Annotated in this window: 20 protein-coding genes; 18 read left to right on the top strand and 2 right to left on the bottom strand. The window is 64.8% G+C overall.

Going from position 1 to position 18,903, the window contains the following annotated elements:
• On the bottom strand, positions 1–1,229 hold a 1,229-nt coding region (locus SMA01S_RS22170), incomplete at its 3' end, for a PQQ-dependent sugar dehydrogenase (protein WP_066827439.1).
• A 127-nt stretch (positions 1,230–1,356) separates the two neighbouring features.
• Here SMA01S_RS22170 and SMA01S_RS22165 point away from each other — a divergent pair.
• The 15 genes from SMA01S_RS22165 (at position 1,357) to pnp (ending at position 16,646) form a co-directional block, all read left to right on the top strand.
• Positions 1,357–3,252, top strand: a complete 1,896-nt coding sequence (locus SMA01S_RS22165) for an alpha/beta hydrolase family protein (protein ID WP_066827437.1) — start codon at positions 1,357–1,359, stop codon at positions 3,250–3,252.
• Positions 3,253–3,373: 121 nt separating this feature from the next.
• Entirely contained in the window at positions 3,374–3,904 is a 531-nt protein-coding gene (rimP, locus tag SMA01S_RS22160; RefSeq protein ID WP_066827435.1) for a ribosome maturation protein RimP, read from the top strand.
• Positions 3,904–5,517, top strand: a complete 1,614-nt coding sequence (nusA, locus tag SMA01S_RS22155; RefSeq protein ID WP_066827433.1) for a transcription termination factor NusA — start codon at positions 3,904–3,906, stop codon at positions 5,515–5,517. Before rimP ends, nusA begins: the two co-directional genes overlap by 1 nt.
• Positions 5,517–5,747 carry a tautomerase family protein gene (locus SMA01S_RS22150; protein ID WP_066827428.1) on the top strand — a complete coding sequence of 77 codons (231 nt, stop codon included), beginning with the start codon at positions 5,517–5,519 and terminating at the stop codon, positions 5,745–5,747. The genes nusA and SMA01S_RS22150 overlap by 1 nt, the downstream gene beginning before the upstream one ends.
• A gap of 177 nt (positions 5,748–5,924) precedes the next feature.
• Complete coding sequence (locus SMA01S_RS22145; protein ID WP_066827427.1) at positions 5,925–6,635, top strand: DUF448 domain-containing protein; 711 nt, start codon at positions 5,925–5,927, stop codon at positions 6,633–6,635.
• Positions 6,632–9,322, top strand: coding sequence for a translation initiation factor IF-2 (gene infB / locus SMA01S_RS22140; protein WP_066827426.1), 2,691 nt, complete (start codon positions 6,632–6,634; stop codon positions 9,320–9,322). Before SMA01S_RS22145 ends, infB begins: the two co-directional genes overlap by 4 nt.
• Before the next feature lie 119 nt (positions 9,323–9,441).
• Positions 9,442–9,843 carry a 30S ribosome-binding factor RbfA gene (rbfA, locus tag SMA01S_RS22135; RefSeq protein WP_066827424.1) on the top strand — a complete coding sequence of 134 codons (402 nt, stop codon included), beginning with the start codon at positions 9,442–9,444 and terminating at the stop codon, positions 9,841–9,843.
• A 42-nt stretch (positions 9,844–9,885) separates the two neighbouring features.
• Complete coding sequence (locus tag SMA01S_RS22130) at positions 9,886–10,419, top strand: hypothetical protein (RefSeq protein WP_157094094.1); 534 nt, start codon at positions 9,886–9,888, stop codon at positions 10,417–10,419.
• Entirely contained in the window at positions 10,416–11,030 is a 615-nt protein-coding gene (locus SMA01S_RS22125; protein ID WP_066827420.1) for a hypothetical protein, read from the top strand. Before SMA01S_RS22130 ends, SMA01S_RS22125 begins: the two co-directional genes overlap by 4 nt.
• Positions 11,030–11,617 (top strand): thymidine kinase, encoded by a 588-nt coding sequence (locus SMA01S_RS22120; protein WP_066827418.1) that lies wholly within the window; start codon positions 11,030–11,032, stop codon positions 11,615–11,617. Before SMA01S_RS22125 ends, SMA01S_RS22120 begins: the two co-directional genes overlap by 1 nt.
• Positions 11,614–12,288, top strand: a complete 675-nt coding sequence (locus SMA01S_RS22115; protein WP_066827416.1) for a site-2 protease family protein — start codon at positions 11,614–11,616, stop codon at positions 12,286–12,288. The genes SMA01S_RS22120 and SMA01S_RS22115 overlap by 4 nt, the downstream gene beginning before the upstream one ends.
• A gap of 88 nt (positions 12,289–12,376) precedes the next feature.
• Positions 12,377–12,781 (top strand): DUF6491 family protein, encoded by a 405-nt coding sequence (locus tag SMA01S_RS22110; protein WP_066827413.1) that lies wholly within the window; start codon positions 12,377–12,379, stop codon positions 12,779–12,781.
• A gap of 31 nt (positions 12,782–12,812) precedes the next feature.
• Positions 12,813–13,814 (top strand): tRNA pseudouridine(55) synthase TruB, encoded by a 1,002-nt coding sequence (gene truB, locus SMA01S_RS22105; protein WP_066827411.1) that lies wholly within the window; start codon positions 12,813–12,815, stop codon positions 13,812–13,814.
• A 24-nt stretch (positions 13,815–13,838) separates the two neighbouring features.
• The gene (gene rpsO, locus SMA01S_RS22100) at positions 13,839–14,108 is read left to right on the top strand and encodes a 30S ribosomal protein S15 (RefSeq protein ID WP_066812946.1); all 270 of its coding nucleotides are present in this window, start codon (positions 13,839–13,841) and stop codon (positions 14,106–14,108) included.
• 189 nt (positions 14,109–14,297) lie between these two features.
• Entirely contained in the window at positions 14,298–16,646 is a 2,349-nt protein-coding gene (pnp, locus tag SMA01S_RS22095) for a polyribonucleotide nucleotidyltransferase (RefSeq protein WP_066827409.1), read from the top strand.
• A gap of 136 nt (positions 16,647–16,782) precedes the next feature.
• Here the strand turns inward: pnp and SMA01S_RS22090 are convergent, their stop codons facing one another.
• Complete coding sequence (locus tag SMA01S_RS22090) at positions 16,783–17,412, bottom strand: DUF4272 domain-containing protein (RefSeq protein ID WP_066827407.1); 630 nt, start codon at positions 17,410–17,412, stop codon at positions 16,783–16,785.
• Between the two features lie 51 nt (positions 17,413–17,463).
• Here SMA01S_RS22090 and SMA01S_RS22085 point away from each other — a divergent pair, with 51 nt between their 5' ends.
• The 3 genes from SMA01S_RS22085 to SMA01S_RS22075 are packed head-to-tail and all read left to right on the top strand — an operon-like array spanning position 17,464 to position 18,876.
• Positions 17,464–17,799 (top strand): ArsR/SmtB family transcription factor, encoded by a 336-nt coding sequence (locus SMA01S_RS22085; RefSeq protein WP_066827405.1) that lies wholly within the window; start codon positions 17,464–17,466, stop codon positions 17,797–17,799.
• On the top strand, positions 17,799–18,236 hold the full coding sequence (locus SMA01S_RS22080; protein ID WP_066827403.1) for an SRPBCC family protein: 438 nt from the start codon (positions 17,799–17,801) through the stop codon (positions 18,234–18,236). The genes SMA01S_RS22085 and SMA01S_RS22080 overlap by 1 nt, the downstream gene beginning before the upstream one ends.
• 1 nt (position 18,237) lies before the next feature.
• Entirely contained in the window at positions 18,238–18,876 is a 639-nt protein-coding gene (locus SMA01S_RS22075) for a glutathione S-transferase family protein (RefSeq protein WP_066827401.1), read from the top strand.
• Positions 18,877–18,903: the final 27 nt, after the last annotated feature.

The raw sequence follows: 18,903 nt of genomic DNA, 5'->3' as shown, positions 1-18,903 counted from the left end.
CTTTTCGGCGTCAGCCGCATCAACCGACCGCCGGAGCCCTCCTCGCCATCCTCCAGCAGCCAGATCGACCCATCGGGCGCCTGCGCCACGTCGCGGATGCGCGTGCCGAAATCCCAAAAATCGGCGGCGGTCGCGGTATCGCCTGACAAGGTCACGCGGATTAGTCCCGGCGTGGACATCGCGGCGATGAACAGCGAGCCCTTGTATGCCGGGAACATGATGCCCGAATAATAGATCATGCCGCCGGGCGAGATCGACGGGTTCCACCACAATTTGGGCGCTTCGAGATCGGGGCGGCTGGGATGGTCGGGGATTGGCTGGCCCGAATAATTGTCGCCGTTGGAGACGATCGGCCAGCCGTAATTCTTGCCCGGCAGGATCAGGTTGAGCTCGTCGCCGCCGCGCGGGCCCATCTCCTCTTCCCACAACCGCCCGTCGGGCGCGAACACCAGGCCGTAGGGATTGCGGTGGCCGCTGGTCCAGGTCATCGCCTCGACGCCGCCGCGATCGTACATCGGATTGCCCACCGCCGCCTTGCCGTCGAGCGTCAGCCGCAGGATCTTGCCGAGCGCCTGTTTGGGGTCTTGCGCCGGGGTGAAGCGCTGGCGCTCGCCTGAGGTCAGGAACAGATATTGGCCGTCGGGCGAGAAGGTGATGATCGAGCCGAACTGTCCGCCCGGACCGGCCGAGCCCGAACGCCAGATCACCGACAGATCGTCGAGCCTGCGCCCCTTGAGGTCGAGCTTCGCCCTGGCCAGCGCGAGCTGGCTTCCGTCCGCGCCCGGCTCGGCATAGCTCAGATAGACGATGTGGCTGTCGACATAGGTCGGCGCGACGGCGACATCGAGCAGCCCGCCCTGTCCGCCCTTCGCTACCGCGGGCACGCCGGCGATCTCGACGACCTTGCCGTCGGGCTGGCGCAGCTTGAGCACACCCGCTTTCTCGGTGACGAGCAACCCCTGGTCGTTGGGCAGGAACGCCATGGCGAACGGCGCATCGAACTTGCCGATATCGGTCACGGTGAACGGTGCCGGCGCGATCGGCATATTGGCGCGTCCGGTCGTCGCGGGCACATTCATGATCTCGGGTTCGAGCGGGGAGTTGCGCGGCACGCCGTTCTTGGTGGTGGCGGTTCCGGTCGACTGGGCATTGCTCGCCGCATCCGGGCCGGCCGAGCACGCCGCGGCGGCGAAGATGGCGAACGATAAGGCGAATTTGCTGTTGGTCATCGTCTGCGTCCCGACTGTATCCCCCACTTCTGAAACCCAATGCCTTGCCGTTCGATCCCGCGACCATAAGATACGGATAGGGGGAATCATTATGGCCGCAAAACGACTTGCCGTGATAGCGGCTGCCATGCTGCTCGCAACGGGCGGCAACGCGTCGGGTACGATGCCGGCGGACGACGTTCCGACGGCGGAGGATTTCGGGGCGCTGCCGTTCCTGTCGACGCCGATACTTGCACCCGATGGCAGCCGGCTGGCCGCACGGACGCAGGATAACGGCAAGACTCGGCTGGTGATCGTCGACGTATCGACCGACAAGACAGACAAGAATGCGCAGTCGATGATCGCGCTGCCCGACGGAACCGACCTGCTATCCTATCGCTGGGCCAGCAATAGCATCCTGCTGATCGACGTCAGCATGACCATCAAGATTTTCGGAGAAAATCTCCGGGCGAGCCAGACCATCGCCTATGACCTGGTGTCGGGCAAGTCGCAGATGATCAACGCAGGCCATGGCGTTGCCGGTGTCGAGGTGATCTATATCGATCCGGCCGGTACGTTCATCCTCGCGCTCGCGCAGAGGACGCTGCTCGATTATCCGTCGGTCTATCGGATCGACCTGGCGACGGCCAAGGCGACCGAGATCGTCAAGCCGCAGGATCATGTCTGGAGTTGGTTCGCCGACACGTCGGGCGTGATCCGCACGGGAATCGCCAGCGAAGGCGACAAATGGTCGGTCTATTACCGCCCCAGCGAGAGCGCCCCATTCAGACGGTCGGCCAGCCGGTCGGTACGCGATACAGCCAACCAGATCGACACGGTCGCAGTCATACCTGGCAGCGACCAGGGTTATGCCATTGCCAGCGGCGCGAGCGGCCGCTTCGGACTCTATCATTACGATTTCGCGGCCGACCGGCTGGGCGACTTAGTCTACGAGAATGCGGTCGCCGATATCAGCGACTTCGACCTGTCCGAAAAAGGGCAGCTCGAATCGGTCAGCTATACCGACGACCGCGACCGCATCCTGTGGTTCAATCCGGCATTCAAGGCGTTGCAGGCCCGGCTCGAAAAAGCATTGCCGGGCCTCAGCATTCAGGTCGTCTCGTCCAGCCAGGACAAGTCGCGGCTGGTCATTCTGGCCACGGCGGCTACCAATCCCGGGACGTATTACCTGCTCGACCGCAAGACCTCTAAGATGATGGTGATCGCCGCGCCGTTCGATCGTCTCCGGAGCAAGAAACTCGCCGATATGGACTCGGTCAGCTACAAAGCGCGCGACGGGCTCGACATCCCCGCTTATCTGACCCTGCCGGTCGGACGCACGCCCAAGGACCTGCCGATGGTGGTGATGCCGCACGGCGGCCCGTTCGTACGCGACGAATGGGGATTCGACACCTGGGCGCAATTCCTCGCCAGCCGCGGCTATGTCGTGCTGCAACCCAATTTCCGCGGATCGACGGGCTATGGCCGCCAGTTTGTCGAGAAAGGAAACGGCCAATGGGGCCGCGGCATGCAGGACGATATCGACGACGGGGTCAAATGGCTGGTCGCGCGCGGCATGGTCGATGCCAAGCGCATCTGCATCATGGGCGCCTCGTTCGGCGGCTATGCGGCAGAATGGGGCGCAGTCAGGAACCCCGACATCTATCGCTGCGCGATCAGCTTCGCCGGCGTGTCGGACATCGCGGCACAACTCAAATACGACCGTAAAACGTTCTTCGCGCCGCGTTATTTTCGCGACTGGCGTGACCGCATCCAGGGCAAAGACGGCACCACGCTCGATTCGATTTCGCCGGCCAAACGCGCCGCCGACCTCAAAATCCCGATCCTGATCGCGCATGGCGATGTCGATACGACCGTTCCGCCCGCTCAATCGAAGGAGCTGGTCGATGCCCTGACCAAGTTTGGCCATCCGCCCGAATATTATGTCTACAAGGGCGAGGGACACGGTTTCGCCAAACCCGAGAATCAAGTCGACTTCCTGAAAAAGGTCGCGGCGTTCCTGGCTAAATATAACCCGTCCTGACGCCCCCCTTGCGGGGACGGAGAGCCCGGCGTATATCATCGCCAATCTCTACATCGTCAGGTGAAGAGGTCGGAGGGCTCCCGCCCCCCGGCGCCGAACCTGCTTGTTTCACGGACACTCCATGGCGGACATCGCCCGACTGACGCAATTGATCGAGCCCGAGGCGCAAGCCCTGGGCTTCGACCTGGTGCGCGTGAAGATGTTCGGGGGCAAGGACGACCTGACCTTGCAGGTGATGGCCGAGCGGCCCGAGACAGGTCAGCTGACGATCGACGATTGCGCCGAGCTGTCGCGCCGCATCTCCGACACGTTCGACGAGGTGGATCCGATCGAGGAAGCGTACCGGCTTGAAGTCAGTTCGCCGGGAATCGACCGGCCGCTGACCCGGCTCAAGGATTTCGCCAATTGGGTCGGGCAAGAGGCACGCATCCACCTGACCGCGCCGGTCGATGGCCGCAAGCAGCTCACCGGTGATCTCGCCGGGGTGGACGGCGACCGCATCACGATCGATGTAAAGAAGCATCAGCCAATGACGATCGGCTTCGACCAGGTCGCCGACGCCAAATTGCTGATCACCGACAAACTCATTGCCGCAACCGCGCCGCTGTCGAGCGACGGCGCAGAAGAATTCGAGACAGAGGAAAGTAACTGATGGCCACCGCCGTTACCGCCAACCGGGCCGAGCTGATCGCGATCGCGAATTCCGTCGCGAGCGAAAAGATGATCGATCGCGGCATCGTGATCGAGGCGATGGAGGACGCGATCCAGCGCGCCGCCCGCGCGCGCTACGGCGCCGAGAACGACATCCGCGCCAAGCTCGACCCGAATACCGGTGACTTGCGCTTGTGGCGCGTCGTCGAAGTGGTCGAAGCGGTCGACGATTATTTCAAGCAGGTCGACCTGAAGGGCGCGCAGAAGCTGCAGAAGGACGCCAAGGTCGGCGACTTCATCGTCGATCCGCTGCCCCCGATCGAATTCGGCCGCATCGCCGCCCAGGCTGCCAAGCAGGTGATCTTTCAGAAGGTCCGCGACGCCGAGCGCGAGCGCCAATTCGAAGAGTTCAAGGATCGCATGGGCGAGATCATCACCGGCGTGGTCAAGCGCGTCGAGTTCGGCCATGTCGTCGTCGACCTGGGCCGGGCCGAGGGCGTCATTCGCCGCGACCAGCAGATCCCGCGCGAAGTGGTGCGCGTCAACGACCGTATCCGCTCGCTGATCCTCAATGTCCGCCGCGAGAATCGCGGGCCGCAGATCTTCCTCAGCCGCGCGCATCCCGACTTCATGAAGAAGCTGTTCGCGCAGGAAGTGCCGGAAATCTATGACGGCATCATCGAGATCAAGGCCGCTGCCCGCGATCCGGGCTCGCGCGCCAAGATCGGCGTGATCAGCCACGATTCGTCGATCGATCCGGTCGGCGCCTGTGTCGGCATGAAGGGCAGCCGCGTCCAGGCGGTCGTCCAGGAAATGCAGGGCGAGAAGATCGACATCATCCCCTGGTCGGAAGACACCGCGACCTTCGTCGTCAACGCGCTGCAGCCGGCATCGGTCAGCCGCGTCGTGATCGACGAGGAAGAGGACCGGATCGAAGTGGTGGTGCCCGACGACCAGCTCAGCCTGGCGATCGGCCGCCGCGGCCAGAACGTCCGTCTCGCCAGCCAGCTGACCGCCAAGGCGATCGACATCCTGACCGAGGCCGATGCCTCGGAGAAGCGCCAGCGCGAATTCGTCGAGCGGTCGGAAATGTTCCAGAATGAGCTCGACGTCGACGAGACCTTGGCCCAGCTGCTGGTCGCTGAAGGCTTCGGCGCGCTCGAGGAAGTGGCTTATGTCGACCTCGCCGAACTCGCCTCGATCGAGGGCTTCGACGACGATCTCGGCCAGGAGCTGCAGAGCCGCGCGCAGGAAGCGCTCGATCGCCGCGAACAGGCCAATCGCGAGGAGCGCAAGGCGCTCGGCGTCGAGGATGCGCTCGCCGGCATGCCGTACATGACCGAAGCGATGCTGGTCACACTCGGCAAGGCGGGAATCAAGACGCTCGACGATCTCGCCGACCTCGCCACCGACGAGCTGGTCGAGAAGAAGCGCCAGGAACCGCGCCGCCGCGCCGAGGACGCGCCCAAGCGCCCCGAGCATAAGGGCGGCGTGCTCGCCGAATATGGCCTGACCGACGAGCAGGGCAATGAGATCATCATGGCCGCCCGCGCGCATTGGTTCGAGGACGAACCCGCGGCCGAAGGCGAAGCGGCGGAGGGTGAAGAAGCCTGATGCCGTTCGTCTCGATCCGCATCTCGGGCACCGCCACGAAGGACCAGAAGTCCGGCATCGTGGCGGACGTCACCCAGTCGCTCGTCGAGCGGCTGGGGAAGAACCCGGCTGCGGTGCAGATCGTGATCGAAGAGGTTTCGACCGAAAATTACGGCGCCGGCGGCATCCTGATCGCCGATCGCGATGCCCCAAAGATCGAGGGAGACGCGCATGCGGTCCCCTCGCAATGATAACCCCGCTCGTCCGATAGCGTCGCATACTCCAACCCCTGCCTTTCAAGGGGGGGGCAAGGGATGGGTGCAGCGACGGCGGAGGCTCGATGCCTCCGGCGGCGCTCTTCGCTGCTCGTTTGGGGGGCTCGCTACGCTCGCCACCCACCCCAACCCCTCCCTTGAAAGGGAGGGGCTATGAAAACTTCAACTGATCCCATCCGGCGCTGCATCCTGTCGGGCGACCGCGAGCCGCGCGGCGAGTTGATCCGGCTGGCGCTCGGGCCCGAGGGTCAGGTGCTGCCCGATATCCGCGCCAAGGCGCCGGGGCGCGGGGCGTGGATCGGGGTGACGCAAAGCGAACTCGACGCGGCCAATGCCAAGGGCAAGTTGCGCGGCGCGCTGGCGCGAGCGTTCAAGACCAACGAACTGACGATCCCCGCCGATTTGGGCACGCTGATCGCCGACCAATTGCAGCGCGCGTTCCTCGACCGGCTCGGTCTCGAATCGAAGGCCGGGAAGATCGTCAACGGCACCGAGCGGGTGGAGAAAGCGGCACGGTCGGGCCAGGTTCGGCTATTGCTCCATGCCTCCGATGCCGGTTCGGATGGCGCGCGCAAGCTGGCCCAGGCGTGGCGGGTCGGGCGCGATCGCGAAGGATCTGGCGAAGAGGGCTTGGCACTTCCTCTTCCGCGCACCATATTGTCCTTGGCGCTAGGCCGCGAAAATGTGGTACATATCGCTGTGACCGACCCCGCTGCCGCGGTCCGCGTGCGTGACGCGCTCGACCGCTGGCGGCACTTTATCGGCCCTGATTTGACAACCGAGCCTTGCGAAACGGCCTCGCAGGGCGCATCGGCGCTTCCCGCGGCGATCGGTACGGCCGACAACGACGAGGATATTGAGTGAGCGACACCGACAACGACAAGCCGAAGCTCGGAATGCGCCAGCCATTGGGGCTGAAGCGCACGGTCGAGACCGGCAAGGTGAAGCAAAGCTTCAGCCACGGGCGCTCGAACACCGTCGTGGTCGAGGTCAAGCGGCGCCGCGTGCTCGGTCCGAATGCCGGCGGCCCGGCCGAGGCCCCGGTCGTCGAGGAAGCCCCCGCACCGGCTCCGGCACCCGCCCCGGCCGCCCCAGCAGCGCGCGCACCGTCCACGCCGCAGCTGTCGGCGCAGGAGCGCCAGACGCAATTGCTGCGCGAAGCCGAGGAACAGCGCATGAATGCGCTGGAGGATGCGCGCCGCCGCGAGGATGCGCAGCGCCAGGCCGCCGCTGAGGAAGAGAAGCGCCGCGCCGAGGAAAAGAGCAAGGCCGCCGACACGCCGCCAGCACCGGCGCCGGTCGAGACTCCTGCTCCTTCCCCCGCGCCCGCTCCGGCCCCGGTTGCCGCAGCGGCGCCCGCCGCGCCCAAGCCGGCCCCGGCGCCCGCGCCTGCACCTGCCCCCGCAGCACCGGTCGCGGTGCAGCTCGATCCGTCTTTGCCCGCGCCGCGCCGCTTCACCCCGGTCGCGCGTCCCGAGATTCCCAAGCCTGCCCCGGCGCCCGCGCCGGCACCGGCTCAGGCAGCGTCGCCCGCTTCGCCCGCTGCCCCCGCGCAGCGCGCGGCGCCGACCGGCACCGGCCAGGCGACTCCGCGCCGCGGCGCCGAGACGTCGCAACCCGCACGCCCCGGCCAGCGCGATCGCAAGGGCGAGGAACGCCGTGGCGGCAAGCTGACGGTCAATCGTGCATTGGGTGGTGAGGAAGGCGCGCGCGCCCGCTCGCTCGCCGCGCTCAAGCGCGCACGCGAAAAAGAACATCGCCGTCATCTCGGCGGCGGCGCGCCGCGCGAGAAGCAGGTCCGCGACGTCGTCGTGCCTGACGCGATCACCGTCCAGGAACTCGCCAACCGCATGGCGGAAAAGGGCGCCGACCTGGTCAAGTCGCTGTTCAAGATGGGCATGCCGGTCACCGTCAACCAGACGATCGACCAGGATACCGCCGAGCTGCTCGTCACCGAATTCGGCCACAACATCACCCGCGTCAGCGATTCGGACGTCGATTTGTCGACCGGTACGATCGAGGATGCGGTCGAGACGTTGAAGCCGCGTCCTCCGGTCGTCACGATCATGGGCCATGTCGACCACGGCAAGACCAGCCTGCTCGACGCGCTGCGCGGTACCGACGTGGTGCGCGGCGAGGCCGGCGGCATCACCCAGCATATCGGCGCCTATCAGGTCACGCTGAAGGACAAGTCGAAGATCACTTTCCTCGACACGCCGGGCCATGAGGCATTCAGCGAGATGCGCGCGCGCGGCGCCAACGTCACCGACATAGTCGTGCTGGTGGTGGCCGCCGACGACGGGCTGATGCCGCAGACGATCGAGGCGATCAACCACACCAAGGCGGCTGGCGTCCCGATGATCGTCGCGATCAACAAGGTCGACAAGCCCGAGGCCAATCCGCAGCGTATCCGCGAACGCCTGCTCGAGCATGAAGTCGTGGTCGAGCAGATGGGCGGCGACGTCCAGGATGTCGAGGTCTCGGCGCTCAAGAAGACCGGGCTGGACGAGCTGGTCGAGAAGATCCAGCTCCAGGCCGAGCTGATGGAGCTCAAGGCCAATCCCGATCGCGACGCCGAAGGCACCGTGATCGAAGCCAAGCTCGACAAGGGCCGCGGTCCGGTCGCGACCGTGCTCGTCACGCGCGGCACGCTGAGAGTCGGGGACGTGTTCGTCGCCGGCGCCGAGAGCGGCAAGGTCCGCGCCTTGGTCAACGACAAGGGTGCGCAGATCAAGGAGGCCGGCCCATCGATGCCGGTCGAGATCCTAGGTATTTCGGGCGTCCCCTCGGCGGGCGATCCGCTTCAGGTGGTCGAGAACGAAGCGCGTGCCCGCGAAGTCGCGGCCTATCGTGCCGGCGTCATCCAGGACAAGCGCACGACCAATGCGCCGGCCAGCCTGGAGAGCATGTTCTCCGCGCTCAAGGCCAATCAGGCGATCGAATATCCGCTCGTCATCAAGGCCGATACGCAGGGTACGGTCGAGGCGATCGTCGGCGCGGTCAACAAGATCTCGACCGACGAGATCAAGGCGCGCGTGCTCCATTCGGGCGTCGGCGGCATCACCGAGAGCGATGTTACGCTCGCGGGTGCCTCGGGCGCCCCGATCATCGGCTTCAACGTCCGCGCCAATGCCAAGGCGCGCGAGATCGCCGAGCGGCAGAAGGTCGCGCTCAAATATTACGACGTGATCTACGACCTGATCGACGAGATCCGCGCCGGCATGGCGGGCGAGCTTGGTCCCGAAGCGTTCGAGACCGTGGTCGGCCGCGCCGAAATCCGCGAGGTCTTCTCGGCCGGCAAGCACGGCAAGGCGGCCGGTCTGCTGGTGGTCGACGGCGTCATCCGCAAGGCGCTCAAGGCGCGCATCACTCGGGAGGATGTCATCATCTATCAGGGTGAGATCGCGAGCCTGCGTCGCTTCAAGGACGACGTCGCCGAAGTCCGCGCGGGCCTGGAATGCGGTGTGACGTTCACGCAGAACTTCACCGACATCAAGCCAGGCGACTTCCTCGAAACCTTCGAGGTCGAACTGCGCGAACGGACGCTGTAAGATCAACCGTCATGCCAGCGAAAGCTGGCATCTCGAGCCGCGGGCGGTACCTTATCGGTCTCGCCCGCGGCATGAGACCCCAGCTTTCGCTGGGGTGACGCAGTGCCGGAGGCCGCGTCATGCACAACAAAGATTCCAGCCCCGAGAAATCGGTTCGCACGCTCCGTGTCGGCGAACAGGTGCGTCATGTGCTGAGCGAGATTTTGCAGCGCGGCGATGTGCATGACGACACGTTGGTCAACCACATGGTCTCGGTCACTGAAGTTCGGATGTCGCCGGACCTCCGTCACGCGACGGTGTTCGTGAAGCCGCTGCTCGGCAAAGACGAGGACGTGGTGCTGAAGGCGCTGCGTACCAACACCGCCTATCTGCAGCGCGAGGTCGCCAGCCGCGTGCAGACCAAATACGCCGCCAAGCTCAAATTCCTGGCCGACGAGAGCTTCGACGAAGGCAGCCATATCGACTCGCTGCTGCGCGCGCCCAAGGTGGCGCAGGATCTTGACCAGAACGGTGACGACTGACCGTGGACGCGCGGCGCGGTGCGTGCTTAGTTTCGTGATATGATGCTCCGCCGGCTGTTGCCGCTCGCCCCTTTCCTCCTTGCCGCCTGCCACTCGCCCGGCAGCGCACCCGTTGCGCCGGCGGTGACGGCGGACCAGATTGCGATCGAAGCCGCGGTCGTGCGTGACTATGCCGCGCGCTATTCGGGCAATGCCTGCGTCGCGCCGCAGACGGTCGCGCGCAAGGGGCCGGAACCGATCCCGCCCGCCATCGCCGGCAAGCCCATCACCTGGACCTATCTCGAGCGCGACGCGCAGGGGCTGTATCAGCTGGTCGACGATCAGCTCGAAAGCACGCTTGCCGCGGCCTGGGCGCAGGCGCGCGTGCGCGACTATCCCTCCCTTACCCTTCCGGCGTCGGTCCAGCGCGACAAGCCGGCTTCGTGCGGCAGGACGCTGACGCTGACCTCACCGATGATCGTCGCCAACATGGCCTTCGTCCGCTGGGACGACGGAACCAGCCGCCGCACGATCGCGATCTATAACAACGGCAAGGGCTGGGCGGTCCTGGCCGAGGGACCGGCGAAGATCGGGTGATACGGCTCGACTTCCGACGCTTCGTCGCGATGTGTTCGCTCGGCGTCATTCTGCTGAGCGGTTGCGCGGCGCATCGGGCACCGCCGCCGCTGAATGAGGCTGAGCTGTTAAACGTCTTCGCGATGGAAACTCTCGGCGAGACAGCCCCCGCCGCCAATGCCGTACGCCTGCTGACGGCCATGCCAGACTTCTGCATCGACCTTCATCGTCCAGAGAGATCGATCTTTGCCGAAGAAGCCCGCGACGTCGGTCAGCTCGACAAGATATTGATGCGCCTGGGGTTGCGAGGCGGCTTTACCGCCTGGCATGGAACTGGGTCACTGAGCGCAAAGTCCATCGATCCCGCAATGGCCGGCCGCCTTTCCGGCGCCACTGCGCGCCTGACTCTGGAATTTGTCCGAAGGCCCGCTCCAGCCGTCGCCGACAAGCCTTGGCCAGACCGATGCCGCCAACGCAACTGGCTGACCGCGCCGATATATCAAGATGAGTTTGCCTTTGTCGAAAGCGGATGGACTTGCGGCGGTTTGTGCGGCGCTGGGCACTTGATTGCGCTGGAATATCGCGGCGGTCGCTGGCGCGTGGTCGGTATCCACGATACTTGGAACGGCTGATGGCGAAACTCTATTTCTACTATGCGTCGATGAACGCCGGGAAATCGACCACCCTGCTCCAGGCGGACTTCAATTATCGCGAGCGCGGCATGACCACGATGCTGTTCACCGCGGCGATCGACGACCGTTTCGCGGCGGGCACGATCACTTCGCGGATCGGGCTGGAGGCGAACGCGATTCCGTTCGAGAGCAAGACCGACATCGCCGCGATTGTCGCCGAGCGTCACGCACATGAGAAGATCGCCTGCGTCCTGGTCGACGAGGCGCAATTCCTGACCTCGCCGCAGGTCGACCAGCTCGCGCATCTCGCCGATGTGGTCGGCATTCCGGTGCTCGCTTACGGCCTGCGCACCGATTTCCAGGGGCAGCTCTTCACGGGCTCAGCGCGGTTGCTGGCGCTGGCCGATTCGCTGATCGAGCTCAAATCGGTGTGCGAATGCGGACGCAAGGCGACGATGAACCTGCGCGTCGATGAGCAGGGCCGGGCGGTGGTCGAGGGCGCGCAGACCGAGATCGGCGGCAACGACCGCTATGTCGCCTTGTGCCGCAAGCATTTCGTCGCCGCGCGGCAAGCCGCCGGGCAATGAACGACATGCTCTACCGGATCGCGATCTGGCTGATCCCGTTGGTCATCGCGATTGTATTCCACGAGGTCGCGCATGGCTATGTCGCGCGCATGCTGGGTGACCGGACCGCGGCGGAACGCGGGCGGCTGACGCTCAGTCCGATCTGCCATGTCGATCCGGTCGGGACCTTGCTGGTGCCGATGATGCTCGCGCTCGCCAATGCGCCGATCTTCGGCTGGGCCAAGCCGGTGCCGGTAGTGACCGCGCGGCTCAACCATCCGCGCCGCGACATGGCGCTGGTCGCGCTGGCCGGGCCGGGAATCAACCTCGTCATGGCGACGATCGCCGCGGCGGCGATCGGTATCTGGGTTGGTTCGGCAGGGGGATTGCCGCAGGCGGGTGTCGGCGGTTTCGTCGCCGCCAACCTGATCAATTTCCTGCTGATCAACGTCTTCCTGGCGATCTTCAACCTGCTGCCGGTGCCGCCGTTCGACGGCGGTCATGTCGTCGAGGCGATCCTGCCACGCCCGCTCGCGGCGCACTATGCCAAGCTAAGCCGCTTCGGCTTTCCAGTGATGCTGTTCCTCCTTGTCATCCTGCCGACGATCGCCCCAAGCGCCAATGTCGTAGCGCGTATTGTCGGACCGATCGCCGATCGCGTCGTCGGCCTGTTGCTTGGCCTGTTCCTGTAAGCCAGCTTCAGCCTGAATTCAGCCCCGGCGTGGCAGGATCAAGGGTGACAGTCGTTCGTTTCGTCCTCGTTTTCGAAAGGCAACGCACATGATCCGTACCCTGACGATCGCGATCCTGGCGGCGGCAAGCCTGGCCGGCGCCGTTGTCCCCGCCGCGGCCAAACAACAAGACCCGACTTGGCCCGCTGACAAATTGGGCAAGGAAACCAGCATCCCCTTCATCGGCACGATCGGACTCTATAATTTCGAGGCCGATGGCGACCGCGGTGTCTGGCTGCAGGACCAGCAACGACGCTGGTATTATGCAACCGTGGTTGGTCCGTGCACCGGGCTACCTTTCGCGGTGCGGATCGGCGTCGATACGCGGTTCGGCGGCAGTCAGCTTGACCGCACCGGCACGTTGCTCGTCGATCGCCAGCGCTGCCCGATCAACAGTCTGGTCGCGAGCAACGGGCCGCCGCCCAAGGCGAAGAAGGCAAAGAAGAAGGGCTGACCGCGCCCGCCTCGCAGGCTAGGGCGCGCGGATGCATGGCTGGATCATCCTCGACAAACCGCTCGGACTCGGCTCGACCCAGGCGGTGAGTGCGGTCAAGCGCGCGCTGCGCCAGGGCGGCTATGGCAAGGCCAAGGTCGGACATGGCGGGACGCTCGATCCGCTCGCCTCTGGCGTGCTGCCGATCGCGATCGGCGAGGCGACCAAGCTCGCCGGGCGAATGCTCGACAGCGACAAGGTGTATGAGTTCACGATCGGCTTCGGGGTCGAGACCGATACGCTCGACCGCGAAGGCAAGGAGATCGCGACCAGCGAAGTGCGGCCGACTTTGGCCGCTGTGGAAGCGGTGCTGCCGCGCTTCACCGGAGCGATCGAGCAGGTGCCGCCGGCCTATTCGGCGCTGAAGGTCGATGGCGAGCGGGCGTATGACCTGGCGCGGGCCGGGGAAGAAGTGGTGCTCGCGACCCGGGCAGTGACGGTGTTTTCTCTTAAATCCTCCCCGGGACGGGGAGGGGGACCGCTCGCCGAAGGCGAGGGGTGGAAGGGGCCCGCCTTGACGGATTCGCTTGAAGGAGGGCCCCCTCCACCATCGCTGCGCGATGGTCCCCCTCCCCGTGCCGGGGAGGATTTGGAGTCGGTCACCCTCATCGCGCACGTCTCCAAGGGCACCTATATCCGCAGCCTCGCCCGCGACATCGCGCACGCGCTTGGCACGGTCGGCCACGTCACCTATCTCCGCCGCATCAAGGCCGGGCCGTTCGACCTGTCCCACGCGATATCGCTGGACAAATTGACCGAATCCGCTATGCGCCACGGCCTTGAACAGATTCTCCTGCCATTGAGGGCGGGGCTGGACGACATCCCGGCTCTCTCCCTCGACCCCGACCAGGCAGGAGCGCTCCGACAGGGGCGCGTTCTGGTCGGGATTGCCGAAGACGATGGCCTCTACTTCGCAATGCTGGGCGAAACCCCGGTGGCGTTGGTGGAAGTCGAAAGCGGGGAAGCCCGCATCGTCCGCGGGTTCAATTGTTAGTCACGCGATGTCGAAGGAAACAGAATGTCGATTACCCCCGAGCGCAAAGAAGCGGTCATCAAGGAACATGCCCGCGTCGAAGGCGACACCGGCAGCCCCGAGGTCCAGGTCGCGATCCTGACCGACCGCATCAAGACGCTCACCGAGCATTTCAAGACCCACGCGAAGGACAATCACTCGCGCCGCGGTCTGCTGATGATGGTCAACAAGCGCCGCTCGCTGCTCGACTATCTGCGCAAATCGGATGGCGATCGTTATCTCGCCCTCATCGCGAAGCTCGGTCTTCGCAAGTAATTCAGGAACGGCGCCTCCGGGCGCCGTTTCGCTTATTCGGCCCCGTACAATCCGGTGCGGGCCGGCGGCGGAACTCTCCGCTACCAGGACCTGAAGGCAGGTCCTTCTTTGGGTTCGCGTGAAGGTACAACTTTCAAGCAATCCCGTCAGGAACCGGCAGGCATAGGGCCGCCGGACGAAGGAAATAGAATGTTCGATACCAAGAAGGTAAGCATCGAGTGGGGCGGCAAGACCCTCACGCTCGAAACGGGCAAGGTTGCCCGCCAGGCCGACGGCGCGGTGATCGCGACCCTCGGTGAGACCGTCGTGCTCTGCGCGGTCACGGCCGCCAAGTCGGTCAAGGAAGGGCAGGATTTCTTCCCGCTCACCGTCCATTACCAGGAGAAGTTCTCGTCCTCGGGTCGTATCCCGGGCGGCTTCTTCAAGCGCGAGCGTGGCGCCACCGAGCGCGAGACGCTGATCAGCCGTTTGACCGACCGCCCGATCCGCCCGCTCTTCCCCGAAGGTTTCTACAACGAGATCAACGTCATCGCCCAGGTGATGTCGTATGACGGCGAGAACGAGCCCGACATCCTGGCGATGATCGCCGCCTCGGCCGCGCTGACCATTTCGGGCGTGCCGTTCATGGGCCCGATCGGCGCCGCGCGCGTCGGCTACAAGGACGGCGAGTATCAGCTCAACCCGTCGGACGCCGAAGTGCTCGAAGGCGAGCTCGACCTGGTCGTCGCCGCCACCCACGACGCGGTGATGATGGTCGAATCCGAAGCCAAGGAGCTGTCGGAAGAGGTCATGCTCGGCGCGGTGATGTTCGCACACCGGGCGTCGCAGGACGTCATCAAGGCGATCATCAAGCTGGCCGAGCAATCGGCCAAGGAGCCCTGGGAGCTCAAGAACAGCGACGACAATTCGGCGATCAAGGCCGAGCTGAAGAAGCTGATCGGCAAGGACATCGACGCGGCCTACAAGCTGGTCGACAAGTCGGCCCGCTCGAACGCGCTCAACGAAGCCCGCGCCGCCGCCAAGGCCGCGATGGCCGACAAGGCGCCGCAAGAGCAGATGGTCGCGATGAAGCTGGTCAAGAAGCTCGAGGCCGAAATCGTTCGCGGCGCGATCCTGAAGACCGGCCGTCGCATTGATGGCCGCGACACCAAGACGGTCCGTCCGATCGAGGCGGAAGTCCACTTCCTGCCGCGCGCGCACGGCTCGGCCTTGTTCACGCGTGGCGAGACGCAGACCATCGCGACGACGACCCTGGGCACCAAGGACGCCGAGCAGATGATCGATGGGCTGGGTGGCCTGAGCTACCAGCACTTCATGCTGCACTATAACTTCCCGCCTTATTCGGTCGGCGAAGTCGGTCGTTTCGGGGCGCCCAGCCGCCGCGACATCGGTCATGGCAAGCTCGCCTGGCGCGCGCTGCACGCGGTGCTGCCGTCGAAGGAAGAGTTCCCCTACACGATCCGCGTCACCAGCGACATCACCGAGTCGAACGGCTCGTCCTCGATGGCGACGGTGTGCGGCGGCTCGCTCAGCCTGATGGACGCCGGCGTGCCGATCAAGCGCCCGGTGTCGGGCATTGCGATGGGCCTGATCCTAGAAGGCAAGGACTTCGCCGTCCTGTCGGACATCCTGGGCGACGAGGATCACCTCGGCGACATGGACTTCAAGGTGGCCGGTACCTCGGAAGGCATCACCAGCCTTCAGATGGACATCAAGATCGCCGGCATCACCGAGGAGATCATGCGTGTCGCGCTGGCGCAGGCCAATGAAGGCCGCGCGCACATCCTGGGCGAAATGGCCAAGGCGCTCGACCACACCCGCTCGGAACTGTCGGCACACGCGCCGCGGATCGAGACCTTCACGATCGACAAGACCAAGATCCGTGACGTCATCGGCACGGGCGGCAAGGTCATCCGTGAGATCGTCGCCACCACCGGCGCCAAGGTCGACATCGACGACGAAGGCGTGATCAAGGTGTCGTCGTCCGACGTCAGCCAGATCGAAGCCGCGATCAACTGGATCAAGGGCATCGTCGAGGAGCCCGAGGTCGGTAAGGTCTATAACGGCAAGGTCGTCAACATCGTCGACTTCGGCGCGTTCGTGAACTTCATGGGCGGCAAGGACGGTCTCGTCCACGTCAGCGAAATGAAGAACGAGCGGGTCGAGAAGCCCGGCGACGTCGTTTCCGAAGGCCAGGAAGTCAAGGTCAAGGTCCTCGAGATCGATCCGCGCGGCAAGGTTCGCCTGTCGATGCGCGTCGTCGACCAGGAAACCGGCGAAGAGCTGGAAGACACCCGTCCCCCGCGCGAGCCGCGCGAAGGTGGCAACCGTGACCGTGGTCCGCGCAGCGGCGGCGGCGATCGTGGTGGTGACCGTGGCCCGCGCCGTGACGGCGGCGATCGTGGCCCGCGCCGCGACCGCGGCCCCGATCGTGGCGGTGACCGCGGCCCGCGCCGCGAGCGCAGCGAAGGCGGCAAGGACGAAGGTCCCGAGCCCGAATTCGCGCCGGCGTTCCTGACCGAGCGCAACGACGACTGAGCGTCGCGCGGAAAAACGGCTACCGCTTTTCCGCGACGTCGCTACGACGAACGCCATAACAACCGGGAAAGCCGGGGAGGATGAAGCGGCTCGGGAGCAATCCCGGGCCGCTTTGCCGTTTGAGGCTCAGCGCAATTCAGGTGTCGGTGGCTACGTCATCCCAATCGTCATCCTCATATCGGCAAAGCCAGTTGAGAGCATGATGACGTTCAATCACGACACCGTAGTCGATGTCGGGCGGGGGAGGGCGATGGTGCAATTCCGCGTCGCGCAGCCGCCAGTGCAGGTCGCGGATATGATCGGTCGCCGATATGATCTCCGCTTCCGGTCTGATCTCCACGTCTTTCCAATATCCGGCCGGGACAGTGAGCCAGAACTCGGACAGATACTCGAAGTCGAAGGTGTCAGTCGGCTCCGGCATCGTGTCGAATAACCGAGTGGCCCACATCAACGGGATCATCGCCTCGCACCGCCAGCTCAAGGCAATACGCTGTTTGGCGGGCATAGGATTGGCCGTGAAAAAACCTTTTTCTATTGGCGTCAGAGAACCCTCAAGATCCCATGCGCGCAACAGATCCATGCTCTTGTCGACGGCATTGTGGATCGCGGCATAACTGACCGCGAAAAGGCACATGGCTCGGCGCATTGTTTCTTCGCCGGTCCTCACCGCCCCGTAACCACCCTCGTCGTTCAATGCGGCCTCCCCCAAGCTGCCAACGTCATACCAATCGGTATCGGCATGTACGATAACGAGTTTTCGACCCATGCCGGTGCCCCAGGGTTGACGCGACCTGTGGCATGGACAATACTTCGCTACATGGTGAAGTATCAGTCATCCGCCATCGACCGCACCTTCTCCGCGCTCGCCGATCCGACGCGGCGGCATATCCTGTTGCGGCTGAAAGACGCGCCCGGCCTGTCGGTGAGCGAGCTTGCCCGGCCCCTGTCGCTCAAGCTTCCCGGCATGATGAAGCATCTCGACGTGCTGTCCGACGCGGGGTTGATCACGCGCGCCAAGACCGGCCGCACGGTGTCGGTCAATCTGTCGGTCGGGCCGATGCAGGAGGCGATGGCGTGGCTCCAGCGTTATGAACGTCTCTGGACGGTGAGCCTCGATCGGCTCGTCGCGTTCGTCGAAAAGGATGGCGAGTAATGGCCGATACCCTGCCGAGCGTGACCATCGTCCGCCGTATCAAGGCATCGCCGGCCAGAATCTGGGCGGCGATCACGCAACCCGAGCAGATGATCCAATGGTGGGGACCCGACGCCGGGCCGACGCTCAGCGCGGTGGCGGACGTACGTCCCGGCGGCCGCTTCAGCGTCGTCTTCCGTTTGGTCAACGGCGATGAGCACAATCCGACGGGGATCTATCAGGAAGTGATTCCCGAGCAGAAGCTGTCCTTCACCTGGGATCTGCCCGGGGCACAGGAGCCCGACGCCCTGGTCACTTTCCTGCTCAAGCCGATCGACGGCGGCACCGAACTTACCTTGCTTCACGAGCACCTGCCCGACGAGGCCGAGCGCGACAGCCATGAGCAGGGCTGGAATGGCCTGCTCGACAAATTACCCCGTTTCCTTGGAGTTGCATGACATGGGCGATCTGACTCTCTTTACGTACGACTGGGTTCCCGAGCCGCCGCGCGGATTCGTCCGCGACCTGCGCGTGCGCTGGGCGCTCGAAGAGGCCGGGCTGCCCTATCGTGTCGCGAGCGTGCCGTTCAAGGACCGCGGTCCCGAGCATTTCGCGCATCAGCCGTTCGGCCAGGTACCGTGGCTAACCGACGGCGACCTGTCGATCTTCGAGAGCGGCGCGATCCTGCTTCATCTTGGCGAGTTGAGCGACGCGCTGATGCCCACCGATCCCAAAGGTCAAAGCGACACCAAGGAATGGCTGTTCGCATCGCTCGCCTCGGTCGAGGCAGCAAGCCAACCCTGGTCCTTCTTCATGTTCTCGGGCGATGCCGGCGAGAATCCGATCAAGAAGTTTTTCGACGACTTCCTGGAGGCCCGGCTCAAGCATATGGAAATCGTGCTGGGTGAAAACGATTGGCTGGTCGGGACCTTCTCGATCGCCGACATCCTGATGTCCGATGTGCTGCGGCTGGTCGACCGGTTCGATGGGCTGGCGGACTATCCGGCCTGCCGCGCCTATGTCGAGCGCGCGACGGCGCGGCCGCCGTTTATCAAGGCCCATGCCGACCAGATGGCGCATTTCGCCGCGGCGGATTGAGGGACTAAAAATCCCTCTCCCAGGGGG

Origin of the sequence: Sphingomonas mali NBRC 15500, from assembly GCF_001598415.1 — a bacterium.
Taxonomy (GTDB): domain Bacteria; phylum Pseudomonadota; class Alphaproteobacteria; order Sphingomonadales; family Sphingomonadaceae; genus Sphingomonas; species Sphingomonas mali.
This window is presented reverse-complemented; position numbering and strand designations above follow the sequence as displayed.